The organism is Rhizobium sp. IBUN (assembly GCF_000510625.1).
In the GTDB taxonomy this organism is placed as follows: Bacteria; Pseudomonadota; Alphaproteobacteria; order Rhizobiales; family Rhizobiaceae; genus Rhizobium; species Rhizobium altiplani.
On sequence record NZ_AZNV01000008.1, the window covers coordinates 20,924 to 46,892 of the forward strand.

Annotated in this window: 22 protein-coding genes; 6 read left to right on the forward strand and 16 right to left on the reverse strand. The window is 61.6% G+C overall.

Annotation, left to right across the window (positions count from 1 at the left end; genetic code table 11):
- The first annotated feature begins 12 nt into the window (after positions 1–12).
- Positions 13–243 carry a DUF2093 domain-containing protein gene (locus RHIBUN_RS0109755; protein WP_007530431.1) on the forward strand — a complete coding sequence of 77 codons (231 nt, stop codon included), beginning with the start codon at positions 13–15 and terminating at the stop codon, positions 241–243.
- Between the two features lie 31 nt (positions 244–274).
- Here the strand turns inward: RHIBUN_RS0109755 and lpxK are convergent, their stop codons facing one another.
- The 6 genes from lpxK to RHIBUN_RS0109785 all read right to left on the reverse strand — a co-directional run bounded on the left by lpxK (position 275) and on the right by RHIBUN_RS0109785 (position 6,090).
- Positions 275–1,315, reverse strand: coding sequence for a tetraacyldisaccharide 4'-kinase (lpxK, locus tag RHIBUN_RS0109760; protein WP_025659434.1), 1,041 nt, complete (start codon positions 1,313–1,315; stop codon positions 275–277).
- Between the two features lie 106 nt (positions 1,316–1,421).
- Complete coding sequence (locus RHIBUN_RS0109765; RefSeq protein WP_025659435.1) at positions 1,422–2,135, reverse strand: HAD family hydrolase; 714 nt, start codon at positions 2,133–2,135, stop codon at positions 1,422–1,424.
- A 13-nt stretch (positions 2,136–2,148) separates the two neighbouring features.
- The gene (gene waaA, locus RHIBUN_RS0109770) at positions 2,149–3,468 is read right to left on the reverse strand and encodes a lipid IV(A) 3-deoxy-D-manno-octulosonic acid transferase (RefSeq protein WP_025659436.1); all 1,320 of its coding nucleotides are present in this window, start codon (positions 3,466–3,468) and stop codon (positions 2,149–2,151) included.
- 141 nt (positions 3,469–3,609) lie between these two features.
- Positions 3,610–3,855 carry a DUF4170 domain-containing protein gene (locus RHIBUN_RS0109775; protein ID WP_018856931.1) on the reverse strand — a complete coding sequence of 82 codons (246 nt, stop codon included), beginning with the start codon at positions 3,853–3,855 and terminating at the stop codon, positions 3,610–3,612.
- Positions 3,856–3,916: 61 nt separating this feature from the next.
- Positions 3,917–4,726: a 3'(2'),5'-bisphosphate nucleotidase CysQ gene (locus RHIBUN_RS0109780; RefSeq protein WP_025659437.1), complete on the reverse strand. Its 810-nt coding sequence runs from the start codon at positions 4,724–4,726 to the stop codon at positions 3,917–3,919.
- 17 nt (positions 4,727–4,743) lie between these two features.
- Positions 4,744–6,090, reverse strand: coding sequence for a TldD/PmbA family protein (locus RHIBUN_RS0109785; RefSeq protein ID WP_025659438.1), 1,347 nt, complete (start codon positions 6,088–6,090; stop codon positions 4,744–4,746).
- 118 nt (positions 6,091–6,208) lie between these two features.
- On the opposite strand from RHIBUN_RS0109785, the gene RHIBUN_RS0109790 reads away from it, so the two are divergent.
- The gene (locus tag RHIBUN_RS0109790) at positions 6,209–8,017 is read left to right on the forward strand and encodes a monovalent cation:proton antiporter-2 (CPA2) family protein (RefSeq protein WP_025659439.1); all 1,809 of its coding nucleotides are present in this window, start codon (positions 6,209–6,211) and stop codon (positions 8,015–8,017) included.
- 1,563 nt (positions 8,018–9,580) lie between these two features.
- Entirely contained in the window at positions 9,581–9,730 is a 150-nt protein-coding gene (locus RHIBUN_RS36790) for a hypothetical protein (RefSeq protein ID WP_167354932.1), read from the forward strand.
- A gap of 15 nt (positions 9,731–9,745) precedes the next feature.
- Here RHIBUN_RS36790 and RHIBUN_RS0109805 read toward each other — a convergent pair whose 3' ends face one another.
- Genes RHIBUN_RS0109805 through RHIBUN_RS0109815 form a run of 3 tightly spaced genes read right to left on the reverse strand, consistent with a single transcriptional unit; the run spans position 9,746 to position 13,184 of the window.
- The gene (locus tag RHIBUN_RS0109805; RefSeq protein ID WP_100248240.1) at positions 9,746–10,621 is read right to left on the reverse strand and encodes a patatin-like phospholipase family protein; all 876 of its coding nucleotides are present in this window, start codon (positions 10,619–10,621) and stop codon (positions 9,746–9,748) included.
- Positions 10,622–10,663: 42 nt separating this feature from the next.
- Complete coding sequence (rsmD, locus tag RHIBUN_RS0109810) at positions 10,664–11,224, reverse strand: 16S rRNA (guanine(966)-N(2))-methyltransferase RsmD (RefSeq protein WP_018116136.1); 561 nt, start codon at positions 11,222–11,224, stop codon at positions 10,664–10,666.
- Positions 11,205–13,184 carry a pseudouridine synthase gene (locus RHIBUN_RS0109815; RefSeq protein ID WP_025659443.1) on the reverse strand — a complete coding sequence of 660 codons (1,980 nt, stop codon included), beginning with the start codon at positions 13,182–13,184 and terminating at the stop codon, positions 11,205–11,207. Before RHIBUN_RS0109815 ends, rsmD begins: the two co-directional genes overlap by 20 nt.
- 90 nt (positions 13,185–13,274) lie before the next feature.
- Between RHIBUN_RS0109815 and RHIBUN_RS0109820 the strand changes: the two genes are divergently transcribed.
- On the forward strand, positions 13,275–13,712 hold the full coding sequence (locus RHIBUN_RS0109820) for a nucleoside deaminase (protein WP_025659444.1): 438 nt from the start codon (positions 13,275–13,277) through the stop codon (positions 13,710–13,712).
- 116 nt (positions 13,713–13,828) lie between these two features.
- Here RHIBUN_RS0109820 and RHIBUN_RS33245 read toward each other — a convergent pair whose 3' ends face one another.
- The 7 genes from RHIBUN_RS33245 to chrA form a co-directional block, all read right to left on the reverse strand.
- On the reverse strand, positions 13,829–14,455 hold the full coding sequence (locus RHIBUN_RS33245) for a hypothetical protein (RefSeq protein WP_018856922.1): 627 nt from the start codon (positions 14,453–14,455) through the stop codon (positions 13,829–13,831).
- A gap of 133 nt (positions 14,456–14,588) precedes the next feature.
- Positions 14,589–17,495: an isoleucine--tRNA ligase gene (gene ileS / locus RHIBUN_RS0109830; protein WP_025659446.1), complete on the reverse strand. Its 2,907-nt coding sequence runs from the start codon at positions 17,493–17,495 to the stop codon at positions 14,589–14,591.
- Positions 17,496–17,776: 281 nt separating this feature from the next.
- Positions 17,777–19,252, reverse strand: a complete 1,476-nt coding sequence (locus RHIBUN_RS0109840; RefSeq protein ID WP_025659447.1) for a sodium:solute symporter family protein — start codon at positions 19,250–19,252, stop codon at positions 17,777–17,779.
- On the reverse strand, positions 19,242–19,439 hold the full coding sequence (locus tag RHIBUN_RS0109845) for a DUF3311 domain-containing protein (RefSeq protein WP_018856919.1): 198 nt from the start codon (positions 19,437–19,439) through the stop codon (positions 19,242–19,244). The genes RHIBUN_RS0109840 and RHIBUN_RS0109845 overlap by 11 nt, the downstream gene beginning before the upstream one ends.
- Before the next feature lie 133 nt (positions 19,440–19,572).
- Positions 19,573–20,556 carry a bifunctional riboflavin kinase/FAD synthetase gene (locus RHIBUN_RS0109850; protein WP_025659448.1) on the reverse strand — a complete coding sequence of 328 codons (984 nt, stop codon included), beginning with the start codon at positions 20,554–20,556 and terminating at the stop codon, positions 19,573–19,575.
- A 27-nt stretch (positions 20,557–20,583) separates the two neighbouring features.
- Complete coding sequence (locus tag RHIBUN_RS0109855) at positions 20,584–21,432, reverse strand: TIGR01459 family HAD-type hydrolase (protein WP_025659449.1); 849 nt, start codon at positions 21,430–21,432, stop codon at positions 20,584–20,586.
- Positions 21,433–21,533: 101 nt separating this feature from the next.
- Positions 21,534–22,979 (reverse strand): chromate efflux transporter, encoded by a 1,446-nt coding sequence (gene chrA, locus RHIBUN_RS0109860; RefSeq protein ID WP_037215514.1) that lies wholly within the window; start codon positions 22,977–22,979, stop codon positions 21,534–21,536.
- 310 nt (positions 22,980–23,289) lie between these two features.
- On the opposite strand from chrA, the gene groES reads away from it, so the two are divergent.
- Both groES and groL read left to right on the forward strand, forming a co-directional pair.
- Complete coding sequence (gene groES, locus RHIBUN_RS0109865; protein ID WP_004675403.1) at positions 23,290–23,586, forward strand: co-chaperone GroES; 297 nt, start codon at positions 23,290–23,292, stop codon at positions 23,584–23,586.
- Between the two features lie 74 nt (positions 23,587–23,660).
- Entirely contained in the window at positions 23,661–25,301 is a 1,641-nt protein-coding gene (gene groL, locus RHIBUN_RS0109870; protein ID WP_018116667.1) for a chaperonin GroEL, read from the forward strand.
- Positions 25,302–25,969: the final 668 nt, after the last annotated feature.

A 25,969-nucleotide genomic window follows, 5' to 3' on the forward strand; every position in this document is an offset into this window, starting at 1 on the left:
GGAATGGAGCGCATGAACTTGTTCGAAGGAAATGGAAACCGCGAAGCGCAGATACGCTATCTCGATGCGGATTTTCAGATCCTGTCGCCGGGCTCCTACGTCGTATGTGCAATTACCGGCAAGCAGATCCCGCTCGACGAGCTGCGCTATTGGAGCGTCGCGCGCCAGGAGCCCTACGCCGATGCCGTAGCCTCGCTGGAGGCTGACAAGCGCGCTGGCGTTTTGCCGAACCAGAAGCGCTGACGCTGAACACCGGCACCCCGAGATTTTCCGATTAGGCCTTCCGCCCTTCCTTCAAGCGCCGATCGCGGCAGGCATTGATGGCCCGGTCGATGATGAGACTTGGCGCCAGAGCATCCTCGAAGGCCATCTCCACCTCAATCACCCGGCATTTTGCCGCGAGTTCCTCGGCTTTGCCATGATGGCCGGCGAGCCGGACGAAATCCTTCGACGTCGTGACAATCTGAAGGCCGTCGCTCTCTGCCGTTGTCAGAATGTCGTCGATCTCGTCATCGGTCAGATGCTCGTGATCACCGAACGAGCGGCGAGCGGCGATATGCGCGCCGACGGATTCGACGGTGCGGAAGAATTTCGACGGATCGGCAATACCGGCAAAGGCCAGCACGTTGCGGCCGGAAAGATCGGCGCTGTCGCACACCTTCAGGGAAGCCGTGAAATAGGGTTTGGCGGCGCGCGCCGCGATCCGAACGATATTGTCGGCCGCTTCGCCCCCGCCAACCTTCAAAAGGGCTGTCGCGTAGCGCAACTGCTGACGGATGGGCGCGCGTACAGGACCACCGGGAACGATGTGGCCATTGCCGAGGCCACGCGTGGCGTCGATGACCAGCAACGCATAGTCGATCGCCAGGCGAGCGCTCTGAAAACCGTCATCCATGATGATCAGGTCCACGCCTTCCTTGACGAGGCGCTGGGCCCCTTCGACACGGCGGCGGGAAATCACGGTGAGCGCCTCTCGAGCGAGAAGCAGAGGTTCGTCCCCGACAGCCAGGGCGCGGTGATGAACCGGATCGACAACAGTCGTGACATCGAGGGAACCGCCATAGCCACGGCTCAGAAAACCAGGCTTCAGCCCCTTTGCCTTTGCCGCGCGGGCGATCGTCAGCGCCGTCGGCGTCTTGCCGGCGCCGCCGACGGTGAAATTGCCGACGCAGATAACGGGCACGGGAACCGAAGCACGCTTGGCGTTGGCCATCCGATAGCCGGCCGCACGCCCATACAGGAAGGAAATCGGATAGAGCGCCCAGGCACGCCAATCGGCTTTCGACCACCAGAAGGGTGGCGCTTCGGATACCATTTTCCCCGCCCTGCCTTTCGGACCCCGAGCGTCATGCTGACGGGCTGTGTCCTCGACCGGGCGGAAAGAGAAGGTAAATTTCAAGAAAAAGCAAGCCCTTGGTCAATCAAGCAAGCTGGCGGTCGGGCAGCAGGCCTTCAAGCTCGGTGATGTCGTTCAGGCAGTAATCGGATGCGGCAGCGAGCGTTTCACGCGATCCGGTGCCAGTCAGTACGGCCACGGTCACGCCGACCTTGGCGTTGCGGCCCATGTGCAGATCGTGGTTGTTATCGCCGACAATGGCGACCTCGGAGGGATCAAGGCCCGTCGCCGCGCAGAAACCAAACACCATGCCCGGTTCCGGCTTGGTGCCGAAGCCGCTATCGTATCCGGCCACATAGTCGATGAAGGGCGCAAAGCCAAAGCGCTGGGCGGTTTGCCTGATCGAGCGCTCGTTGTCGCTCGAGGCGACACCGAGGCGAAAGCCGCGTGCATGCAGCCGACCGAAAAAGGCGGCCAGATCAGTGACCGCTACGGAAAACTCGGCGGCATGAGAAAAGAGCTCGTCCAGCTTGATCGTCAGCTCGATCACGTCGAGCATCGAGCCGGCCGCGACGAGCCCCTCCGAAATCTGGCGCGTGTTGCCGGCCGCCAGCAGACTGTCGGGAACGATGTGGCCGCTGACGGGATCCATGCCGCAAGCCAGAAGCAGCCGGTCCGCAAGTTCGGGATCGCCTTCCGATGCGATGCGCGCTAGCTCGCGGTTCACCGGCAGCCAGCTCTCGTCGTAGTCGAGAAGCGTGCCGTCCTTGTCGAAAAGTATTCCCTTGATTGCCTTCATAGCCGCCCTGCCCTCAGCGCTGCAAAGCCGCCTTCGGCAGCAGCCTCGCCTTGACGGTGAGCGGATTGATATAGGGCTCCAAGCCCTTCACCGTCGCCGTCAACGCGCCCCGCATTTCTTGCACGGCGCCGATCCCGGCTTCGATCATGGTGCGACGCGCTCCGTCGTTGGTGAGCAAATAGTGGACGCCCTTGGCAAGCATCTCCGTATCGCGGACCATGCGCGCGCTGCCGCGCCGCGCCAGCTTCTGATAGGCTTCGCGGAAGTTCTGCACGTTGCTGCCCGACAGCACCGCGCAACCGAGCATCGCCGGCTCCAGCGGATTTTGCCCACCTTCGGCAAACAGCGAGCGCCCGACAAAAGCAACCTCCGTCAGGCGCAGGTAGAGGCCCATTTCGCCGATCGTATCGCCTAGGAAGATATCGACATCAGGGGTCAGCGCATCACCGCGCGTGCGGCGGGCGACCTTGAGACCCAGCTTGACGAGCTCGGCTTCGATGTCGTCGGCGCGTTCCGGATGCCGCGGCACGATGATCGTCAACTGCTCGTCCCGCTCCTTCAGCGCCCGATGGACGATGCCTGCGGCCTTTTCCTCACCGTCGAAGGTGGAGATCGCTGCCCAGGTCTTGCGGCCGCCGAGCTGCTTCTTGTAGTCGGCGAATACCGCAGCATCGTAAGGCGGGGCGTCGGTATCGACCTTGAGATTGCCCGACATCATGACGTGGCGCGCGCCGAGATCGCGGAAGCGCTCGGCATCGACATCCGATTGCGCAATAACAAGCGCCAGGTTCTCGAACAGGGCTTCCGCAAGTGCCGGACGCCGACTCCATCGCGCGAAGGAGCGGTCCGACATGCGCGCGTTGACGAGGATCTGCGGGATGCGGCGGCGGCCAAGTTCCATCAGGGTCGCCGGCCAGATTTCGGACTCAGCGATCAGTACGCAGTCCGGCTGCCAATATTCAAGGAAACGGCTGACGGCGGGCTTGAGGTCGAGCGGCACGTACTGATGGATCGCTTCATTGCCGATGCGCTCAGCGGCCAGCTTGGCGGACGTGATGGTTCCGGTGGTCAGAATGACGTGGATGTCGCGGCGGCGAATTTCGCGGATCAGCGGAATGACTGCATTGGTTTCACCGACGCTTGCGGCATGGAACCAGACCAGCGGTCCGGCCGGACGGTCGGCGCTGGCATAGCCCGAGCGCTCCAAACGGCGCGCACGGTCTTCCTTGCCCTTCGCGGCCCGATAGGCGAGATACCCTCCGACGAACGGCGTCAGCAACGTTCCCGTTGCCTGATAGGCGCCCAGCGCAAACCGCGCCATGCGACCGCTCATCTGCCAAATCTCCGATCACAAATGATCGACATCAACCCATTCCTAATTATTGTTGCGGCCGCAATGGCCGATCAGTTTGTTCAGAATGCGTCAGGCAGTCAGTCGGCTCACGGCTCTTAGCGAGCCGCGCCCGGGGGAGGGTTACTGCGCAGACTTGCTTTCCGGGTCCAGCAAACGGTGCATGTGGACGATGAAGTAGCGCATATGCGCATTATCCACAGTCGATTGCGCCTTTGACTTCCAGGCCGTCAATGCCGTGGCATAGTCCGGATAAATGCCGACGATATCGAGATCCTTCAGGTCCCTGAACTGAACATCGTCCAAGCTTTCCAGTTCGCCGCCGAATACGAGATGCAAGAGCTGCTTTTTGCCGCCGGATTCCGTCATTTTCTTCTCTTTCTGCTCTATTCTCCTCCGCCGCTTCATCTGAGGGATTTTGACGGAAACGTCAACTGCCTCGTCGCTCACCGATCCGGGTTATAAGATCGGCGAGTCGCGGCCCAGCGGCGGCGCAGAGTTCGCCATGGCTGACCTGCATGCGGTTATAGAGCGGCACGTCACCGCGGAGATCAACCAGCCGGCCTCCGGCGCGCTCGAGTATGAGATCCGCGGCCGCGAGATCCCAATCATGTGAATTGTGCTTGATGAAAGTGCCATCAATTTGACCGTCGGCAACCATGGCAATGCGATAGGCAAGGGACGGCACGTGCTTCACGCGCTCGATGCGATGCTTGAACGGTTCCGGGAATGCCTTGAGCACATCCTCCGCGATGGCAAAGCGCCCTGGTGCATCGAGCGGTTTTGTCGATACAGTAATCGGCCGCCCGTTCTTCAGGGCCACGCCACCTTTGACCGCCTCGAAGAGTTCATCCAGAGCAGGAGCGTAGAGAACGCCGGCGACAGGTCGCCCGTGGCGCACGACCGCGACGCTCACGCACCACAGGTCCATTCCCGCCAGGAATGCCCGCGTGCCGTCGATCGGGTCGATGATGAACAGCGTGTCCCGTGAGAGCCGATCACCGCTGTCCTCAGTTTCTTCCGAAAGCCAGCCATAATCCGGCCGGGCTGCGCGGAGAATGGATTCAAGCGTCCGGTTGGCCGCGAAATCGGCGGCGCTGACGGGCGATCGCCCCTCGTTCTTCCACCAGACCTCAGGCGCTTGATTGAAATAGCCGAGTGCGACTTTGCCGGCCTGCCTGGCAGCATCTGCGATCAATTCCAGATCGCTCCGCCAGAGGGCTGTGTCCACGTCAGTCATTTCGGCAATCCAATCCATCAGCGCCCGGCGAGCGTCATTCCCTCGATCGCAAGCGTCGGAGCGGCGACACCAAACTTGCGGTCGATGTCGTTTGCCGGCGTAACCCGCATGAACATGTCCTTGAGGTTCGAAGCGATCGTCACTTCAGACACGGCAAAGGTCAGTTCGCCATTCTCGATCCAGAAGCCAGTCGCGCCGCGGCTGTATTCGCCGGTGATCATGTTGACGCCCTGGCCGATCAGCTCGGTCACATAGAAGCCGTTACCGACACCGCGGATCAGGTCCTCGGGTGAAATGTCGCCCGGCTCGAGAGCGAGGTTCGTCGCGGATGGCGTCACCGAATTGCCGCCGCGCACCCCGCGGCCGTTGGTCTCCATTCCAATCTCGCGGGCCGTCGAGGTGGAGAGGAACCAGTGCTTGAGAACACCATCCTCGATCATCAGCAGTCGTTCGCCGGATACGCCCTCGCCATCGAAGGGGCGCGACGACGGGCCACGGACAATCAGCGGATCGTCGGAGATCGAAAGCCCCGCCTTCAAGACCTGTTGCCCCATCTTGTCGCGCAGGAAACTGGTCTTGCGTGCAACCGAGGCGCCATTGATGGCCCCGGCAATATGTCCGACGAAGCCACGAGCAACACGGGGATCAAAAACGACGGTGATATCCTTGCCAGTATCCACCTGGCGCGGGTTGATGCGCTTGACCGTGCGCTCGCCGGCCCGGCGGCCGATCTCGGCGGCATTATCCAGCTCGCCGAAATAGATGCGGCTGTCGAAATCATAGTCGCGTTCCATCGCCGTGCCTTCGCCGGCGATGACGCTGACGGATCGGCCGAAACGCGAGGCCATGTAGCTGCCCTGGAAACCGTGGGAGGTGACAAGGACAAGGCCACCCATGCCGGCTGAGGCTCCGGCGCCGGACGAATTGGTCACGCCATTGACGGCAAGGGCCGCGGCTTCCGCCTCGAGGGCGGCTTCGCGGAGTTGGTCGGACGACACCTCGGTCGTATCGAGGAGCTCGAGATCCGGATAGGAATTCGCAAGCCTGTCCTCGTCTGCCAGGCAGGCGAACGGGTCTTCCGGCGACACCTTGGCCATCGCCACGGCCCGCTCGGCCAAAGCAGAAAGATCGAAGCCCGGATTTGCCGAGACACTGGCAACGCGCTTACCGATGAAGACGCGCAGCGAGAAATCATCGCTTTCTGATGATTCCGTGCTCTCGACCTTGCCGAGGCGTACGCTGACCGATTGCGATCGCGAGCGCACGACCACCGCATCCGCGGCATCGGCGCCAGCCTTTTTTGCCAGGTCGATCAATTGGCTTGCGCGGGAAAGAAGCGTCGAGGAGTCGATTTCTGAAGACATGATTTGGCCTTTCCTTCGCGTTCCATTTATTGTGCACTACGAAAAGCATCAAGGTCGCGTGAGCCGATTCTTTTGCCCGCCGCTTGTATGCCTCCCAGCATTGAAAGAAACTCGCCTGATGTCAGAGCCCAACACTCTCTTCGCCGAGACGATCCTGCTCCTCGGCGGCGCCGTGGTTTCGGCGCCCATCTTCAAGCGCCTTGGTCTCGGAACGGTGCTCGGTTACCTGGCTGCCGGCGTCGTCATCGGCCCGATCTTCCATGGATTGACGGATGGCGAAGAGATCCTGGATGTTGCCGAACTCGGCGTCGTCTTCCTCCTGTTCATCATCGGGCTTGAGCTGAAGCCTTCGCGCCTCTGGCAAATGCGGCGTGACATCTTCGGGCTCGGAACCGCGCAGGTGGTGGCGACCGGTCTACTGCTGACGCTGTTGAGCGGCCTTTCCGGCGTTCTCGACTGGCGTGGCAGCATCGTTGCGGGTTTCGGGCTTGCTCTCTCCTCCACCGCCTTCGCGATGCAGATCCTCGAGGATGAAGGCGAGGTGAATACGCGCTACGGGCAGCGCTCGTTCTCAATGCTGCTGTTTCAGGACCTTGCGATCGTGCCGCTGTTGGCCCTGATCAGTATTCTCAACGGTGGCAAGGGCAGCGGAACGCCCCTGCTGGACTTCGCGATCGCCATTGGTGCTGTCGGCGCGATGATCGTCATGGGACGCTACTTGCTGACACCGCTCTTTCAGATCATCGCCCGCACCGGGGCCCGCGAGGCGATGATCGCCGCCGCCCTCTTCGTGGTGATGGGATCGGCGAGCCTGATGCAGCTTGCCGGACTGTCGATGGCCATGGGCGCCTTCCTTTCTGGCGTGATGCTGGCCGAATCCTCCTATCGCCACGAGCTGGAAGCGGACATCGAGCCCTTCCGCGGCGTGTTGCTCGCTATCTTCTTCATCGCCGTCGGGCTTTCGATCCAGCTCGAGGTACTCAGAGACAACGCACTCTTCATCATCGTCGCCGTGCCTGTTGTCATGGCAGCGAAGGCCTTGGTGATCTACGTACTCTGCCGCGCAACCGGCTCGCCGCATGACGACGCGATCAGGATCGCTTTTCTGCTGCCGCAGGGCGGCGAATTCGGCTTCGTCCTGTTTTCGGCCGCTGCCGTTTCCGGCCTGATGCCGACGAGTACCGCCTCGCTGCTGATTGCGATCGTCACCCTGTCGATGGCCCTCACGCCGATCGGAACGATGCTCGCCAAGCGGCTGCTGTCGGGAAATCAGGAAGAACAACTGGACGAGGATTTCGAAGGTGCCGGCGCGGATGTTCTGATGGTCGGATTTTCGCGTTTCGGACAGATCGCCGCCCAGATTCTGCTCGCCGGCGGGCGCGCCGTGACCGTCATCGACTTTTCAGCCGATCGCATCCGGCAGGCTTCCTCTTTCGGTTTCCGGATTTACTTCGGCGACGGCACCCGAAAGGACGTGCTCAGGGCCGCCGGCATCGACCGGGCGAAGATCGTTGTTGTTTGCACGCAGAAGCGCGAGATCACCGACAAGATCGTCGAACTGGTGCAGGCGGATTATCCACACGCAAAGCTCTTCGTGCGCTCCTACGACCGCATCCACTCGATAGCGCTGCGCAACCTCAACGTCGACTACGAACTGCGCGAAACGCTGGAGTCAGGCCTGCTCTTCGGCCGGCGAACGCTCGAGGCCTTGGGCGTCGGCGAAGCGGAGGCCTATGAAATCGGCGAGGATATCCGCAAGCGCGACGAGGCGCGCCTCGTGCTCCAGGTCACCGAAGGACTGCAGGCCGGCCGCGACATGCTTTTCTCGCAGCCGGTCAAACCGGAGCCGCTCATGAAGCCAAAGCGCGCCGCTAGCTTCGACGAGGACCCGCTGGCGGGCACGGCAGAAGTGACGGCCGACGCTTAGAACCCTTCACGTTAGATTGAAACGTTCTGCTTGCTCAAAGGATGCCCGCGTGAGCGACGATGTAGTGGGCAATCTCCATCTTTCCCAGATCTCAAAAGTCACATGAACCGCCGCCTTTGGGCGTGAAGCCATCTGCGCAGGCGGGGTTCGCGGGTTCATTTAGCGAGCGGGCTCCCGGCCCACCGGTGGTACATGACGAACTGATTGCAGTGAGCAAGAGAAAAGCGAGTGCCGCGATTGGCTTGTGCAAGCGGGTCATGGGAACTCTCCAATTGAGCATCCTACAAAGCCTGACCGCCAAAGTTCCGATGCCAAGTTCCGGGCTCGGGGGTCTACTGCAACAGCTAAGCGGCGGCAAGCATCCCATGGCATGATGAACCTGTACTCGCCCGTTGGAAAGAGGACAGGCGACGGGCTCTCTGGCGCGATCATATTTATGGCCCTTGGGGCCAGAAGCGTACAACTAGACGCCTTATCTGCAGACCGATGAGGATTGCTGTAGCCGGGAACGCAATCTGCAACGCGTAGTAGACAAGTCGAAGGAAATCCGGGTCGGGAGCACTCCACAAGTTGCCCCCACTCGAGATACCGAGGTCTATGTATTGCTCGATCCATCGGAAAACCGCATCAGCCACCTCTTCGGGCCCGGCACCGACTTTGTCGAAGGCTCGTGTGAGGAAAGGCACGATCCAGGCATTGAACAACAGGCTGCCGGCGGCGCCGCAGACGCCCCCCTGCCAGAAACTACTAGTGTTTGTCCCGTTCACCATCGAAGCAAGCATGCTCTTGCAATCGGGCCGTGTTAAGTTATCCGTTCTAGTTAGAAATCGCGGGGGCGTTTTGCCACCTTGTAAAGCGCGTTGAGAGGCGTGGCAGGTTCGTTAGAGGTGATGAGCGTGCTCCCCCGGCTGGGTTGTCGAGCCATCACTTGTATTGAGCCACAACTTAGGCGATTTTCTCATGCCCTGCCTTTCTCAGGCGGGCTAACCCGGAGGATGTTATGAGTCTCAAGGCTATACTCGGATCTTCGCTTCTCTCATGTGCACTTGCTCTGGTCGTATTCGTCTCACCGGTCGCGCTTCCCCAGGAAGCGAGCGCTCAGATCATCATCGGCTCCGGCAGCAGCCTGAACCACGGGCGACCGATAACCTGCCCTCAGGGTGCGAGGCTGCTTCGTACCCGGGGATTTCGCGACGTCATTCGGGATAATTGCCGCGGGAGGTACTTTACCTATCGCGCAATCCGCAATGGGAACCGCTACGAGATAGGGGTCCGTCAAAGGGATGGGCGCATCGTCGACGTGCGCCGCACTAGCCGACGGTGGTAACCTTTTCCTGCCGGGCACCCACGAATGCTGGCTGCGACAAAGCCCGCCACGGCGAACCGGGCGGGCTGTGTTGATGTCCGAGCCATGGCCCGGACGAGTGAGGATGCATCCGGAGATCAATCCGGGCAGCGCATCGAACCTACGCTCTTAGCTACCCGTTGCCATCGCCATTGATTTGCGGGAGTATCCGCTCCGGCCCCTGAGGCCCGCGCAGTCTTCGATGATAGGACAATGCCATGCCTCTACGCTGTCTTCTGGCCGTCGCGGCCATCGCGATCCTTGCCCTTTCCGGGTGTGCAACCACCGGCTCGGGCGCAGGGAATACCACCTACGCAACTCCCGCGGGGATTGGCCCGGTTCGTGGGGCCGGCATTAACGGCTACTAAGCCTGGGCGAAGCTTCTAGGAGGCGATCCGCGCCTCGATCTCCCGATCGAGTGCGTATTTCAGTTCGTCCTTGACGCCGACCGACTTGGACAGGACTTGGCGCGCCTTGAGGAAATCCATCACGCCGATGCGCCCGACTGCGGGGCGAAGGAAGATGTGCGGCGCCTGCAGCCGCAGCTTCAGGGAAATCGCGGTCTGCATCATCAGCTGGCCGGAGCCGAAGATACTTTCCATCCGGTTTGGAATGTGGGCGCCATCTCCTTCCGGCGCGCCTACGACGTCGATGCCGATGACGATGTCGGCGCGATCCATCAGGCATTCGTAAGGCACGGGATTGCTGATGCCGCCATCGATCATCACCCGACCGTGCAGCCGCACCGGCATGAAGACGGCGGGAATCGCGGAGGAAGCCGCCAGCGCCGGGAGCAGCGCTCCCCCGCTCGTCAGCACCTCGCACTGGCCGTAGTAATCGGTCGCCGTCACTGTCATCGGGATTGAGAGGTCCTCGAAACGATCCGGCAGATCGGCGGGCAGGAAGGCTTTCAGGATACGCTCGAGATTGAACTGGCCGATGCGCACGCCGTTGGCAACGGCATCGCGCACCGTCTGCGGTCGCAGGCCCCACAGGCGGCTGACAACGGCAGCCTTGTTGCCTACCGTCATCATCACATGTTCGCGGATGGCTTCGCCGGTCATTCCGGCCGCCATCCCCGCGCCCATGATCGAGCCGATCGAGGATCCGGCAATCGCCACGGGGCGAATGCCGAGCTCATCCAGCGTTTCGATGATGTGGATGTGGGAGAGGCCGCGCGCGCCGCCTCCGCCGAAGGCAACAGCAACAGTGGGCATAGCTCGTGATGTGCTGCGTGGGGCAGGCAACTCGGTTTCCATCGTCCCTGCCTGCTGCACCGCTGCCCCCGATTTCCTCAGCCCTTATTCGGGCTGATAGCGGAAGAAATGAACCTTGGTATCGCCGAACGTTCGGTTTTCCAAAAACAGATAGGAAGGATCGACCGAAACGGCAACGTCTGCGCGTTCCTCAAGAACCGCAATCGCGCCAGGTTGCAGCCAACCGCCCTTGGCGGCGGCGGCCATCGCCTTTTCGCCGAGACCCTTGCCATAGGGCGGGTCGGCAAACAGCATCTGGAACGGCTCGAGATTGCCGACGCTGCCGAGATCGGTCGCGTCGCGCCTCAGGATGCGCGTCCTGCCATGCAGGCCGAGCGCATCGATGTTTTCCCAAAGCAGGCCCCTGCCCTCGACACTGTTTTCGACGAATAGCGCATGGCGGCAGCCGCGGGAGACGGCTTCGAGGCCGACGGCGCCGGTGCCGGCAAAGAGATCCAGTATCCGGGTGCCGTCGACGCATTCCGGATAGGCATGGCTCAGAATATTGAACAGGCTCTCACGCGTCCGGTCGGCTGTCGGCCGGATGTCGTTTGACTTCGGTACGGCAAGCGGCCGTCCGCGAAATTCACCGCCGACGATCCGCACCGCGCGTCATTCCCTTTCCTTTCGGTCCACCCCGCGACGGCCCGCCCGAAGGCTTGCCACCGCCGCCCGGCCTGTCGCCCTTCGGCTTGCCGGAGAAATTCTTGCCGCCGCCGGGTTTGCCGCCGAAGCTCTTGCCGCGCGGCTTGTCACCAAAGGACTTGCCGGCCGGACGCTCCGAACGGGCCTCGCCCGAGAAGTTCTTGGCGCGAGGACGCTCGTCGCCCTCGGCGCGGGGGCGCCGATCGCCGCGTGGCTTGTCGCCAAACGGGCGGTCGCCACGGGGACGATCCCCAAATGAACGCGGACGCTCGTCGCCCTCTTCGCGCGGCTTGCGATCCCCGCGAGGGCGGTCACCGAAGGGACGGTCACCACGTGGAGGACGGTCCCCGAACGGTCGGTCGCCGCGAGGACGGTCTCCGAACGAGCGCGGACGCTCGTCACCCTCTTCGCGCGGCTTGCGATCCCCGCGAGGGCGGTCACCGAAGGGACGGTCGCCACGCGAAGGGCGATCGCCGTGCGGTCTGTCGCTGCGGGCGGGACGGTCGCCAAACGAACGTTCGCCGCGCGCCGGGCGGTCACCAAAGGACCGCTCACCGCGAGCCGGACGATCCCCGAAAGAGCGCTTCCGGCCGAAGCCCTCGTCGCCTTCATCCTTCGGCTTGCGAACGATCTCGCTGGAACGGATCCACTCGCCCTCGTCATCGCGGGCGCGGTTGATCTGAACGCGCGGCCGGTCGTCGCCGTGGCTCGAGCGCTCGGGCTTTGCGGAACCCGGAGCCTCGCCGCGTTTGCGCGCGGTCTTCGCATTCTTCTCGGCCTTGGCGGCCGCCTTTTCGCCGAGCGGTCGGGCGCCCGGCGCCATCCAGACATTGGCATTGCGGCGGCTGCCGAGCGCGGGGCGCTTCGGGCGATCATCGTCCATGCGGCCACCATCGCGACGGTCATCACGGCGGTCGTCCCGCTTGGTGTCGAGGCGGCTCAGCGCACGCTCGCGCTTGTCCTCAGGCTTGCGCGGGCGTTCGCGGCGCTCCGGCTTCGCTTCCGGCTCTTCCTCGGCAACAACAGCAGGCGTGTTGTAGATCGGCGCGTCGAAATTGGCCTTCGCGTCCTCGATCAGGCGAGGGCCGAGCTGGTCGCGCAAGGTGCGGCCACGCACTTCGACGACGTCGCGCTCCGGCAGGTCACCGAGCTGGAAGGGGCCGTAAGAAATGCGGATCAGACGGTTGACGTCGAGACCGAGCGCGCCGAGCACGTTCTTGATTTCGCGGTTTTTGCCTTCGCGCAGGCCCATGGTGAGCCAGACGTTCGAGCCCTGCGTGCGATCGAGGGTCGCTTCGATTGCGCCGTAGAGGACACCATCGACGGCAATGCCGTCCTTGAGCTTGTCCAGCGCGTCCTGGTCGATCTCGCCGTGGGCGCGCACGCGGTAGCGGCGTAGCCAGCCCGTCGTCGGCAGTTCCAGCGCGCGGGCGAGACCACCATCGTTGGTCAGAAGCAGCAGACCCTCGGTGTTGATGTCGAGGCGGCCAATCGACATGACGCGCGGCAGGTCTTCCGGCAGGTTATCGAAAACCGTCGGCCGTCCCTCCGGGTCCATGTTGGTGGTCACGAGGCCAGCGGGCTTGTGATAAAGCCAGAGTCGTGTGCGCTCGATCCCGCGGATCGGAACGCCGTCCACCTCGATCTTGTCGGCCAAGGTGACGTTGACGACGGGCGTGTCGAGGAGCTTGCCGTTCAGCTTGACGCGGCCGTCCATGATCATGCGCTCGATATCGCGGCGTGATGCGACGCCGGCGCGCGCCATCACTTTCGAGATGCGCTCGGCCTTGGCATCGCCCTCGGCGACGTCGTCCGCCTCGGTCTCGACGAGCGCCTTTGCCGGCTTGGCACCGGATTTTGGGCCGGCATTGCGCGGGGATGGCTTGCCGCCTGGCCGTTTTGGCTTGTCTTTGAATGTCATTTGTTGTTTGCCTGCCTTTTCGGGCCTTCCTATCAGGTCGCGCCCCTGCGGTTAAGTGGAAATTGTCGGATCGTGAAGACAAATCAATTTATGGAGCTGGCGCTGGACCAGGCCCGCGCCGCCCGAGAGCGCGGCGAGGTGCCGATCGGAGCGGTTCTGGTGATTGACGGGGCCGTGGTCGCCGCGTCAGGCAACCGTACGCGCGAGCTTAACGACGTGACCGCCCATGCCGAAGTCGCCGTCATTCGAATGGCTTGCGAAGAGCTTGGTCAGGAACGGCTGACCGGCGCCGACCTCTACGTCACGCTGGAACCCTGTACGATGTGCGCGGCGGCCATATCCTTCGCGCGCATTCGCAGGCTCTATTATGGCGCGGAAGACCCTAAGGGTGGCGCCGTCGACAACGGCGTGCGCTTCTACCAGCAACCTACCTGCCATCACGCCCCGGACGTGTATTCCGGCTTGCAGGAAACGACATCCGCCGAAATCCTTCGGACATTCTTCGCGCAGAAGCGGGATATGCCGTAACAGGAGCACGAAGATCGGGCCGCCCGCAGGATCTTCCTAGCCTGCCAGTATCTGGACGCCTTGCTGATTGACAGGTGGGCAAAAGCAAAGCGGGGCTGACTGCCCCGCTTGAAACCTTACTGGAGGAAATTCCACCACTGCTTGCCGGTACCGGCGATCGCAGCTTCCTTTTTCTTCTTCTTCGCCTTCTTCAGCTCCGGTTCGCCGAGATCGTCCAGCTTTGCCGGATCGTCGACCGCGCGATATTCGGTTGGCGGATCCGAGATGTAGCGGCGATCTGTATAGGTACCCTTCTGGGCGGCGCGAGCCTCGCGATAAGCCTTGGTCTGGGCCTCAGTCGTTTGCCGACCACCTTCAACCTTGTCGCTTGCGAGCGGCGAGCGATAGTTCGGGTTGTCGCTGTTTTCGTCAGCTTCCTTGACCAGACGGGCGCGCGTTTCTTCCGGGGATTCGATCCACTGCGGATTGTCCTTGCTGGCGATGGTCTGCTGCGGCTCGGCGAGGGTTTGCTTGGCTGCTGCGGACGGCAGAACGAGGCCCGGACGAGCGCTGTACTTGACGCCCTTGTTCTTCGGACCGTCGCCGGTGAGAGAAACGGACTGACCAATGTCGTCGGTCAGCTGTTCCATGGCGGTCTTGTCTGTTCCGTAGCGCGGGCTCCCCACGCAGCCGGAAATCAGCGAGCCGCCTGCCACGGCGACGGTCAGGCAGACGCCCAAACGGAACCAACGCGTTGATAACATGAAAACCCTTCCAGCCATGCCGGTGCAATCTTCGCCCTACCGGACAATCGTCCCCCTGACGCAAAAATCCGGCCATTTTCAGGCAGCTTTTACCGGATGAACCACCGTTAGGCAATTCACCCGGCAATATTCTTCAGTTTTGCACCGATAGTTCGCGCAATGCAGCCGCATCACGGGCCGAGACGTCCGGATAGGCGGGGTCGGAGCCGACATCCGTGGTGATCCGCCAGGAGCGAGCGCACTTGGTGCCTTCGGCCAGTTTCGGCTCGACGCTGACACCTGAAACCTCGAGTAGACGGAAGGCATCTGCCGGTCCTTCGGCGCTGTCTACGACGATGCCCGAAGTGATGCAGATTTCCTCGAAGTCCTGACCCTCAAGTGCCTTCAGGAGCTCCGCATCGGCGACGTGGACAACCGGGGCAGCCTCCAGCGAAGAGCCGATGCGCTTGTCCTTGCGCTCGATTTCCAACGCGCCGGTAACGACCGTACGAACGGCGCGGATCTTCTTCCACTTCTCGGCGAGTGCCTCGTTCTTCCATTCGGCCGGAATGGTCGGGAACAGCTCGAGGTGAACCGATACAGCCGAAGAATTGCGCGACAGCCAGGCCTCTTCCGTCGTAAACGGCAGCATCGGCGCCAGCCAGGTCACCATGCATTCGAAGATGGTGCGAATGACATGCAGGGCTGATCGACGGCGCAGGCTCGACGGCGCATCACAGTAGAGCGCATCCTTGCGGACGTCGAAGTAGAAGGCCGACAGCTCGACGTTGGCGAAGTCGATGAGCGCGCGGGCAATCTTCTTGAACTCGAAGGCGTCGTAGCTTTCGCGGACGAGCTGATCGAGTTCCGCCAGACGATGCAGCATCAGCTGCTCGAGTTCCGGCAGATCGGCAAGCGCAATAACCTCGCCCTTGTCGTGTGCCAGCGTGCCGAGCATCCAGCGGATCGTGTTGCGCAGCTTGCGATAGGCGTCGATATTCGTCTGAATGATCGCCTTGCCGAGGCGCTGGTCTTCCCAATAGTCCGTCGTCATGACCCAAAGACGCAGGATGTCTGCGCCGGCATCCTTCATCACCTCCTGCGGGGTGACGGTGTTGCCCTTGGACTTCGACATCTTTTCGCCCTTCTCATCCATGGTGAAGCCATGGGTGACGACGGCATTGTAAGGCGCACGGCCGCGCGTCGCGCAGCTTTCCAGCAGTGACGAGTGGAACCAGCCACGGTGCTGGTCCGATCCCTCGAGATAGACATCGGCCGGCCATTTCAGGTCGGGACGATCTTCCAGCGTGAAGGTGTGGGTCGAGCCCGAGTCAAACCAGACGTCGAGGATGTCCATCACCTGCGTCCAGGGCTGATTCGCCTTCTCGCCCAGGAAGCGCTCGCGAGCACCATTGGCGAACCAGGCATCGGCGCCCTCGTTCTCGAAGGCTTTCAGGATGCGGGCGTTGACGGCATCATCCTGCAGGATGCCGCCGTCATCATCGACGAACAGGCAGATCGGCACGCCCCAGGCGCGCTGACGCGACAGGACCCAATCGGGCCGCTGTTCGATCATGGCGCGCAGGCGGTTCTGGCCGGCTCCCGGCACAAAGCGGGTTGCGTCGATCGCGTTCAATGCGCGCGAACGCAGCGTCGAGCCGTCGCCGAGTTCCTTGTCCATGTAGACAAACCACTGCGGCGTGTTGCGAAAGATGACCGGCTTCTTCGAACGCCAGGAATGCGGATAGGAGTGCTTGAGGCGGCCGCGCGCAAACAGCGCATGGCGACCGATCAGCCCCTTGATGACACGCTCGTTGGCATCGCCCTTCTTGCCCTTGTCGTCGATGACGCGAGCAGCACCGCCCTCGGCGTCCGGACCGAAGCCGGGCGCGTCGGCCGTGAAGAAGCCGGCATCGTCGACCGGGAACGGGATCGCGGACGAAATGCCGCGCGCTTCGAGTGCCCGGGCGTTGTCCATCCAGGCGTCAAAGTCTTCGCGACCATGGCTCGGCGCGGTGTGGACGAAGCCGGTGCCCGTCTCGTCGGTGACATGGTCGCCGTCGAGGAGCGGCACTTCAAAGTGATAGCCACCGCCAAGGCCATGCAGAGGGTGTGCGCAGGTGATCGCGGCAAATTCCGCCGCCGCGACATCGCGGACGAACTTGAGGGTCACCTTCGCCTTCGCGGCCGACTCTTCTGCGAGACGCTTGGCGAAGATCAGCCGTTCACCGGGCTGCGGTCCGAAGTCGTTCTCGGCCGTTTCGACCTCGTAGAGGCCGTAGCTATACCGCGAGGAATAGGCGATCGCGCGGTTGCCCGGGATCGTCCATGGCGTCGTCGTCCAGATCACCACGAAGGCGTCCTTGAGTTCGTTGGGGCCGTCAGCCACCGGGAACTTCACCCAGATCATGTCGCTTTCGACATCGGCGTATTCGACTTCGGCTTCCGCGAGCGCCGTGCGCTCGACGACCGACCACATGATCGGCTTGGAGCCGCGATAGAGCTGGCCGGACTTCGCGATCTTCAGCAGTTCGCCGGCGATGCGCGATTCAGCGTGGAAGTTCATCGTGGTGTAGGGGTTGTCGAAGTCTCCCTCGATGCCTAGGCGCTTGAATTCTTCCGACTGCACCTTGATCCAGCTGGCGGCAAAGTCACGACATTCCTGGCGGAATTCGTTGACCGGAACCTCGTCCTTGTTCTTGCCCTTCTCGCGGTACTTTTCCTCGATCTTCCATTCGATCGGGAGGCCATGGCAGTCCCAGCCGGGAACGTAGTTGGCGTCGAAACCGCGCATCTGGAACGAGCGGTTGATGACGTCCTTGAGGATCTTGTTCAGCGCGTGGCCGATGTGGATGTTGCCGTTGGCATAGGGAGGGCCATCGTGGAGCACGAACTTTTCGCGGCCGGCGGCGGAAGCGCGCAACTTCTTGTAGAGGCCCATCTGCTGCCAGCGGGCAACGGTTTCCGGCTCCTTCTGCGGCAGACCGGCGCGCATCGGGAAGTCTGTTTCCGGCAGATAGAGGGTCTTCGAATAGTCAACTTTTTCGGCTGTATCGGTCATGTCTAGCAATCGTCTCTAGGCGCCACGGGAGCGGGCGCAACGGGCTTGAAAATTGGTGACGGAGGCGCTCGTCGTCCAAGCGCCGAAAACCCGGACCTTCCGGCCGCTTAGCGCGCGCGGAAGGCCGGGCCGATAATTCGTATCGTGATCGCCAGCCGGAACTTGTTCATCGCGCCGGTTCATAGGCGCTTTTGCAGGGAAAAGGAAGAGGGATTCCATGAGGTCATCGCATGGAAAAGCCGCGAACTTGCCCGCCCGCGGCTTCTGTTTTCGGGGGACGATCAGGCGCGCGCCGTCACTTTTGCCGGGATCAGCACGTTGACGATGACGGCGACGATGACGTTCAACGCCAATGCCAGCAGGCCGATATAGACGGTGAACGAGGTCTCTCCGATCGTGACAGGCTGCAGCGGTTTCAGGCCGTTGATCCAAACGAAGAGCGTGCCACCGACGAAGCCGACGAACCAGCCCGCGATCAGACCGGGCGCGCGGAACCAATTGGTGTAGAGGCCGAAGACCAGCGCCGGAAACGTCTGGAGGATCCAGACGCCGCCGAGAAGCTGAAGGTCGAGCGCGAATTGGGTCGGCAGGAAAAGGATGACAAGAAGCGCGCCGACCTTGACGACGAGCGACGTCACCTTCGCGACCTTTGCCTCGCCGGCATCCGTCACCTGAGGATTGACATAGGCCTTCCAGAAATTGCGGGTGAAGAGGTTGGACGCGCCGATGCTCATCACCGCCGCCGGTACCAGCGCGCCGATCGCAATCGCCGCGAAGGCGAAGCCCGCGAACCAACTCGGGAACAGCGTCTGGAAGAGCGCCGGCACGACATCGTTGGCGTTGTCCAGCTTCAAGCCTGCGGCATGTCCCATGTAGCCGAGCAGTGCCAGAAGGCCGAGCAGCAGTGTATAGGCCGGCAGCAACGCAGCATTCTTGCGGATGGTGTTGCCGCTGTTGGAGGCGAAGATGCCAGTCAGCGTATGCGGATACATGAAGGCCGCAAGCGCCGAGCCGAGGGCCAGCGTCGCATAGGCGACATACTGGTTGGGCTGAAGAAGCAGGCTGCCGGAGCCCTTTGCCTGGAACGCGGCATCAGCGGCAGCAAAGACATTGGCATAGCCGCCAAGCTTCGAGGGAATGAGCGCCACGGCGGCGATCACCACGATGTAGATCATGATGTCCTTGACGAAGGCGATCAATGCCGGCGCCCGCAGGCCGGCCGAATAGGTGTAGAGCGCCAGCACAATGAAGGCGATCGCCAGCGGTACCTCGCCATGCAGCCCCAGCGCCTTCAGCGCGGCGGTCATGCCGACGAGCTGCAGCGCGATGTATGGCATCGTGGCGATGACACCGGTTACAGCGACGGCAAGCTCCAGCCCGCGCGAACCAAATTGGCCGTGAACCACGTCACCGGCGGTCACGTAGCCGAAGTCTTTCGCCCGCTGCCAAAGGAGCGGCATGACCATGAAGACGAAGGGATAGACAATAATGGTGTAGGGCAGCGCGAAGAAACCGTAGGCGCCAACCGTATAGACCAGCGCCGGAACAGCGATGACCGTGTAGGCAGTGTAGAAGTCGCCGCCGACCAGAAACCAGGTGATCCAGATGCCGAAGCTGCGGCCACCAAGGCCCCACTCGTCGATATGGGCAAGCGTCTTCGGCCTTCGCCAGTGGGTGGCGACAAACCCCATCACCGTGACGAGCACGAAGAAGAAAACGAAGACGGCAAGCGCGGTGGTGTTGAGTTCAGTCGTCATTGCGCATGCTCCGGTAGGCGATCCAGGTCAGGAAAGCGGTAACCGGCACCCAGGCGAGCTGATACCAGTAGAAGAATGGGAAACCGAAGAGAACCGGGTCGTGAAAGTTGTAGAAGGGAACCCAAAGGAGCCCGATATAGGGAATGATGAGCAGCCAGCAGGCTGCTGTTCCAAACCTTTTATCCATTTGATGATTGCCTTTCGGTGCTTGGGGGCGCAGCGAATCCGCGTCTAATCAAACAGATGACATAGACCCCTGCCCCCACACGGCAACGGCCGTCGTCCCGAAAGGGCCGCAATTTTCGAAAGCGTCTGAACCTTCAGGCGAAGCAGATCTTGCGGTCGAGCTCGCCGAGCGGCTGTACGCCTGTCAGCAGCGCACTCGCCTCCTCCTTGTCGCGGTTCATCTGCTCCACGAGGGGGTCGAGGCCATCGAACTTCAGTTCCGGGCGCAGATAGCCGAGGAAGGACACGGAGCAGAGCTGCCCGTAGAGGTCGCCGCTGAAATCGAAGAGATACGTCTCGAGCAGTGGCGCGCCATTGTCGGTGACCGTCGGTCGGCGACCGTAGCTGGCGACACCATCATAGAGCGTGCCATCGGCAAGGCGGAAGCGCACGGCATAGATGCCCGCCTGAATGTCTGCTTCGGCGGGCAACCGCATATTCGCGGTCGGAAAGCCGAGCTGACGGCCAAGCTTCTCGCCGCCGATGACTTCCGCTTCCACCGTATAGTGATAGCCGAGCATCGCCGCCGCCTCGCTGACATTGCCATCCCTCAGCAATTCGCGAACGTGGCTCGAGGAGACGACGTCGGTATTCTCGTCACGAAACGCGTCGATCAGCGTCACGCCAAAGCCGTATTTCTGGCCGGCATCCATCAGGAAGGCCGGGCCGCCTTCCCGGCTGCGGCCGAAATGAAAGTTGAAGCCGGTCACGACCTCGGATGCGCTGAGCCAATCCTTGAGGATCGAATGGATGAAATCGTCCGCCGAGCGCTGTGAGAACTCCCGGTCGAAGGGATATTCGATGACGGCATTGAAGCCGATCGCTTCGAGGATGCGCGCCTTGAGCGGCGCCGGCGTCAAGCGAAAGACCGGCTGCTCCGGGCGGAAGACAGTGCGGGGATGTGGCTCAAACGTCAGGACCAGTGCCGGAATGCCCCGCTGCCTCGATATCTCCAAGGCCCGGTTGAGCACGGACTGATGGCCCCGATGCACACCGTCGAAGTTGCCGATGGCAATCACGCCGCCATGCAGATGGGCCGGCAGGGGTTCGCGGGTTTCGTTGCGGTGAAAAACGGTCATCGGCTGGCTTTTCTCTTGCGAGGCTCGTTATGCGAGGCGGGGCATCCACCACATCGGCGTCGCTCTTTCGCGCTCCAGATAGGCGGTGAGGATCGCCTCGTCGGTCACTCCATTCAGCGTATATTCCGTCGCGTGGATGCCGCCGCTGATATAGAGGAGATCAAGCCCGTAATCGAGAGCGCCGCGAACATCGGTCGGCATACCGTCTCCGATCGCAAGCACACGGTTCAGCGGAAAGTCCCCGTGGGCTTCGCGGGCGGCAGATAGCACGGCCTCGTAGATCGGCTTGTGCGGCTTGCCGGCAATGCGCGTTTGGCCACCGAGCTGATTGTAATACGCCGCCATCGCGCCGGCGCAGGGGATGATCTTGTGGCCTCGCTCGACAACCAGATCGGGATTGGCACAGATCATCGGCACGCCACGCGCCTGAAATGCCTTCAGCAACTTGGTGTAGTCTTCCGGGGTCTCGGTTTCGTCGTCGAAGAAGCCCGTGCAGACGACCGAGTCCGCATCCTTGGCCTCGACGCGCTCGACACCAAGGCCCTCGATGATCGCCTCGTCGCGATCCGGTCCAAGCAGAAATACCTTCTTCGGACCCTCGGCGATCAGGCCCCGCGTGACGTCGCCCGATGTGACGATGCGGTCATAGGCGCCATCCTGGATGCCGATCTGGCGAAGCTGCGTCACGACCTGCGGAGCGATGCGCGGCGAATTGGTGATGAGAACGACGGTTAGCCCCTCGCCGCGCGCTGCTTCCAGCGCCGCAGCCGCCTTGGGAAAGGGATCGACTCCATTGTGCAAGACGCCCCAGACATCGCAGAACACCGCGTCGTAGTGGCTGGTGATTTCTGCAAAGTTCTCGATCCGCTTGGCCATTCCGATTTCCCGCTGTCGTTAAGTCAAGGTGACATCGCAAAGGCATGCCGGGATGGCAAGGCATTTTGCAGTGAGCAACGGCAAAAAACTGTGCCCGTCGATTAGAGAAGGGCCTCGCCCGTTTTGATTAGCAGGCCTGCGGCAGTCGACACAGCAAGTATCGTCAGGAGGCCCTTCTCGAATCGGAAGAGCATCACGCACGCCATTACAAAGATCCCAAGCGCCGCGATATCGAGGGTCCGCCACTCCGGCCATGCGACGCTGACGATTGGCAGACCGGTTTTCCCGGACAGGAGTGCGGCACGGCCAACTTCGGCGAAGAGCACGTGCAGACCGAACCAAAGGGCAAGGTTGAGGATGACGCCGACTACCGCCGCGGTGATCGCCGAAAGGGCCGACGAGAGGTTTTCGTTGCTGCGCAGCTTCTCGATGTAGGGAGCCCCGGCGAAGATCCAGATGAAGCTCGGCACGAAGGTCGCCCAGGCGGCGAGGAAGGCGCCAAGGAAGCCCCCGGCAAGCGGCGCCATGGCGAGCGGGTTGCGATAGCCGGCGAGAAATCCGACAAAACAGAGAACAAGAACAAGTGGCCCGGGCGTCGTCTCGGCAAGTGCCAGTCCATCGAGTATCTCGGCCGGCTGAAGCCAGGCGTAATGGCCGACGGCGACCTGGCCGACATAGGAGAGGACGGCGTACGCGCCTCCGAAGGTGATGACGGCCATCTTGGAGAAGAAGATGAAGACCGCGCCGAAAACATTGGTTTCGCCGCTCAGGGTTTCGGCGATCAGGTCCGTCGGTACATCGAGGCCGCGAATGAAAAAGAGTGGCGACTGCCAGACAAGGATCCAGAACACGAGCACCACAAGAGGCCTTGCGATCACATGCGTAACCTCGGGAAAATGCGTGCGCGAAGAGGCTTGCGGCAAGACCGGCGCTGCCAATCGACGCTTGGAATACTTCATCCATAACAAGCCTGCTGCTCCGGCCAGGATGATAACCAGAGGAAACGGCAAGTTCAGGAAGAAGAGAGCCAGGAACGACGCTCCGGCCACATAATAATGAAAGCGCTCCCTCAGCGCTCGGCGCCCCACCCGGAGCAAGGCCTCGATGACGATTGCCAAAACGGCAGCCTTTACTCCGAAGAAAAGCGCGGGAAGCCACGCGGCCTCCTGAAAGACGGCGTAGAGGCTCGACAGCATCAGGATGACGAGGAAGCCCGGCAATACAAACAACAAGCCGGCAATGAGGCCGCCGCGCACGCCGTGCATCAGCCAGCCGATATAGGTGGCCAGTTGCTGAGCCTCCGGGCCAGGCAGCAGCATGCAGAAATTCAATCCGTGTAGGAAGCGCTCCTCGGAAATCCAGCGCTTCTCATCGACAATCGTCGTGTGCATCAGGGCGATCTGACCGGCCGGCCCGCCGAAGCCCAAGCAGCCGATGCGCGCCCATACACGCGCCGCCTCCCCAAGTGTCGGTACCGCTATGATTTCGTCCGCCGCGATCGTTTTGTTCACGGTTGCCGCCCCCTGCCCCAAGCTGCTCGATACCATCGGCGTGTATGCGCGGCAATCCTGACGCCACTCGCCCCGCGGGTGCCGCAAACGTTCCGGGGCTACAAAAGCTCTCCAGCTTCAGGACGTTCGGAAATCTCGGAGAGAACGCAGCCTGTCGCACTTCCGACAAGGATTTGCTGTTATGGCTGTTTGTGAGGACGGCGAAGAAAAATTGCGGCCGTTCTTGACTCCCCGTTGGGCCACTCCTAAATGCTGCCTCGCTAGCACTCACCAAGCACGAGTGCTAACACCCATCCGTGCGGGCCGCTCTCGGCCTGCTAGTGTCATTTGATCGAGGGATTAGACAATGGCAAGCACCAATTTCCGCCCCCTTCACGATCGCGTCGTTGTCCGTCGCGTTGAGTCCGAAGAAAAGACCAAGGGCGGCATCATCATTCCGGACACCGCCAAGGAAAAGCCGCAGGAAGGCGAAATCGTCGCCGTCGGTTCCGGCGCTCGTGACGAGTCCGGCAAGGTCGTCGCTCTCGACGTCAAGGCTGGCGATCGCGTTCTGTTCGGCAAGTGGTCCGGCACTGAAGTCAAGATCAACGGCGAAGACCTTCTGATCATGAAGGAAGCCGACATCATGGGCATCATCGGCTAATCAGCCGTTTTTCCCCTTTCCGATTTTAGCTACGGGCCCAAAGCCCGGACAACTCGAATTCAGGAGTTTCAATCATGGCAGCTAAAGAAATCAAGTTCGGCCGCACCGCGCGCGAAAAGATGCTGCGTGGCGTCGACATTCTCGCTGACGCAGTGAAGGTAACGCTCGGCCCGAAGGGTCGTAACGTCATCATCGACAAGTCCTTCGGCGCTCCGCGCATCACCAAGGACGGCGTTTCGGTCGCCAAGGAAATCGAACTGGAAGACAAGTTCGAAAACATGGGCGCCCAGATGGTCCGCGAAGTTGCTTCGAAGACCAACGACATCGCCGGCGACGGCACGACGACCGCAACGGTTCTCGCTCAGGCGATCGTTCGCGAAGGCGCCAAGGCTGTTGCAGCCGGCATGAACCCGATGGACCTGAAGCGCGGCATTGACCTCGCTGTTGCTGAAGTCGTGAAGGATCTCCAGGCCAAGGCCAAGAAGATCAACACCTCGGAAGAAGTTGCCCAGGTCGGCACGATCTCCGCAAACGGCGAAAAGCAGATCGGTCTCGACATTGCTGAAGCAATGCAGAAGGTCGGCAACGAAGGCGTTATCACCGTCGAAGAAGCCAAGACCGCTGAAACCGAACTCGAAGTCGTCGAAGGCATGCAGTTCGACCGCGGTTACCTCAGCCCGTACTTCGTCACCAACCCGGAAAAGATGATCGCTGATCTCGAAGACGCCTTCATCCTCCTGCACGAGAAGAAGCTCTCGAACCTCCAGGCCATGCTCCCGGTTCTCGAAGCTGTCGTTCAGACCGGCAAGCCGCTCCTCATCATCGCTGAAGACGTCGAAGGCGAAGCTCTTGCTACGCTCGTCGTCAACAAGCTGCGTGGCGGCCTGAAGATTGCTGCTGTCAAGGCTCCTGGCTTCGGCGATCGCCGCAAGGCCATGCTCGAAGACATCGCGATCCTCACGGGCGGCACTGTCATCTCCGAAGACCTCGGCATCAAGCTCGAGTCGGTTACCCTCGACATGCTCGGCCGCGCCAAGAAGGTTTCGATCTCCAAGGAAAACACGACGATCGTCGACGGTTCGGGCGCCAAGTCCGACATCGAAGGCCGCGTTGCCCAGATCAAGGCCCAGATCGAAGAAACCACCTCCGACTACGACCGCGAAAAGCTGCAGGAGCGTCTTGCTAAGCTCGCTGGTGGCGTTGCAGTCATCCGCGTCGGCGGTTCGACGGAAGTCGAAGTGAAGGAAAAGAAGGACCGCATCGACGACGCGCTCAACGCGACGCGCGCTGCTGTTCAGGAAGGTATCGTACCGGGCGGCGGCGTTGCCCTGCTGCGTTCCTCCGCCAAGATCTCCGTCAAGGGCGAGAACGACGACCAGGAAGCTGGCATCAACATCGTTCGCCGCGCTCTGCAGGCTCCGGCCCGTCAGATCGCCGAGAACGCTGGTGACGAAGCATCGATCGTTGTTGGCAAGATCCTCGAGAAGGGTCAGGACAACTTCGGTTACAACGCCCAGACCGGCGAATACGGCGACATGATCGCCATGGGTATCGTCGACCCGGTCAAGGTTGTTCGCACGGCTCTGCAAGACGCAGCTTCGGTTGCTTCGCTGCTGATCACCACCGAAGCCATGATCGCCGAGCTGCCGAAGAAGGACGCTCCGGCTGGCATGCCGGGCGGCATGGGCGGCATGGGCGGCATGGACATGATGTGATAGGCGAAAGCCTATCGCTGAAGCGTCCATAAAGCTTCACCGATCTATCTCCTGGTTTTCCCGGAATAGGAAGGGCGGTCTTCGGACCGCCCTTTTTCGTTCCGGCGCATGATTCGCCAGGTGAGCTTTTTCAATCGTCAGGTGAAACGTTTAACCGGATATCTGAATGCGCCTCGCATTCGGCGAAGCTTTCGCAGAGCTTGTGCGCCTGCATTATTTCTTCCAAAAGCTGTGTTATCCGTTCGCTGCAATTTTATGCACATTTCAGAGCTCACGAGAGCATTGAAACCGGTTGCACTTCGGCAGCCGCGCATTTTTTTGCTCTTTTTCGCGTCCCCCATACTTTCACGGTTGTTTTTCCACTCACAGTAGCGATCGGCATTATGCAAAAAGCGGATTGCCGTTTGCATGAAAGTGCCTATAAATCCCCGCGCATTCGGCGCGTGTCATCAGCCGATGGGTCACGATGCGCATCGATCCTGACCACGAGAATGCGACGTAGGATTCGGGACAACCCCTTCCCGAAAAATATATTAGAAGTTGAGTAACGCCCCCGTGAAATTGGAAGCGGTTCCGTGAGAAGAACCGGCAATCCAGACCCCATTTCCCGGTCGCCCGAGCATGATGCGCGGTGCAACATGAACCTGCTCATTTTTGCCGGACGTGCG

Bases quoted from the DNA above. Each gene is read 5' to 3' on its own strand.
- RHIBUN_RS0109755 (WP_007530431.1), top strand. From the start codon at position 13: ATGAACTTGTTCGAAGGAAATGGAAACCGCGAAGCGCAGATACGCTAT.
- lpxK (WP_025659434.1), bottom strand. From the start codon at position 1,315: ATGGTATCCGAAGCGCCACCCTTCTGGTGGTCGAAAGCCGATTGGCGT.
- RHIBUN_RS0109765 (WP_025659435.1), bottom strand. From the start codon at position 2,135: ATGAAGGCAATCAAGGGAATACTTTTCGACAAGGACGGCACGCTTCTC.
- waaA (WP_025659436.1), bottom strand. From the start codon at position 3,468: ATGAGCGGTCGCATGGCGCGGTTTGCGCTGGGCGCCTATCAGGCAACG.
- RHIBUN_RS0109775 (WP_018856931.1), bottom strand. From the start codon at position 3,855: ATGACGGAATCCGGCGGCAAAAAGCAGCTCTTGCATCTCGTATTCGGC.
- RHIBUN_RS0109780 (WP_025659437.1), bottom strand. From the start codon at position 4,726: ATGACTGACGTGGACACAGCCCTCTGGCGGAGCGATCTGGAATTGATC.
- RHIBUN_RS0109785 (WP_025659438.1), bottom strand. From the start codon at position 6,090: ATGTCTTCAGAAATCGACTCCTCGACGCTTCTTTCCCGCGCAAGCCAA.
- RHIBUN_RS0109790 (WP_025659439.1), top strand. From the start codon at position 6,209: ATGTCAGAGCCCAACACTCTCTTCGCCGAGACGATCCTGCTCCTCGGC.
- RHIBUN_RS36790 (WP_167354932.1), top strand. From the start codon at position 9,581: ATGCCTCTACGCTGTCTTCTGGCCGTCGCGGCCATCGCGATCCTTGCC.
- RHIBUN_RS0109805 (WP_100248240.1), bottom strand. From the start codon at position 10,621: ATGGAAACCGAGTTGCCTGCCCCACGCAGCACATCACGAGCTATGCCC.
- RHIBUN_RS0109815 (WP_025659443.1), bottom strand. From the start codon at position 13,184: ATGACATTCAAAGACAAGCCAAAACGGCCAGGCGGCAAGCCATCCCCG.
- RHIBUN_RS0109820 (WP_025659444.1), top strand. From the start codon at position 13,275: ATGGAGCTGGCGCTGGACCAGGCCCGCGCCGCCCGAGAGCGCGGCGAG.
- RHIBUN_RS33245 (WP_018856922.1), bottom strand. From the start codon at position 14,455: ATGTTATCAACGCGTTGGTTCCGTTTGGGCGTCTGCCTGACCGTCGCC.
- ileS (WP_025659446.1), bottom strand. From the start codon at position 17,495: ATGACCGATACAGCCGAAAAAGTTGACTATTCGAAGACCCTCTATCTG.
- RHIBUN_RS0109840 (WP_025659447.1), bottom strand. From the start codon at position 19,252: ATGACGACTGAACTCAACACCACCGCGCTTGCCGTCTTCGTTTTCTTC.
- RHIBUN_RS0109845 (WP_018856919.1), bottom strand. From the start codon at position 19,439: ATGGATAAAAGGTTTGGAACAGCAGCCTGCTGGCTGCTCATCATTCCC.
- RHIBUN_RS0109850 (WP_025659448.1), bottom strand. From the start codon at position 20,556: ATGACCGTTTTTCACCGCAACGAAACCCGCGAACCCCTGCCGGCCCAT.
- RHIBUN_RS0109855 (WP_025659449.1), bottom strand. From the start codon at position 21,432: ATGGCCAAGCGGATCGAGAACTTTGCAGAAATCACCAGCCACTACGAC.
- chrA (WP_037215514.1), bottom strand. From the start codon at position 22,979: ATGGTATCGAGCAGCTTGGGGCAGGGGGCGGCAACCGTGAACAAAACG.
- groES (WP_004675403.1), top strand. From the start codon at position 23,290: ATGGCAAGCACCAATTTCCGCCCCCTTCACGATCGCGTCGTTGTCCGT.
- groL (WP_018116667.1), top strand. From the start codon at position 23,661: ATGGCAGCTAAAGAAATCAAGTTCGGCCGCACCGCGCGCGAAAAGATG.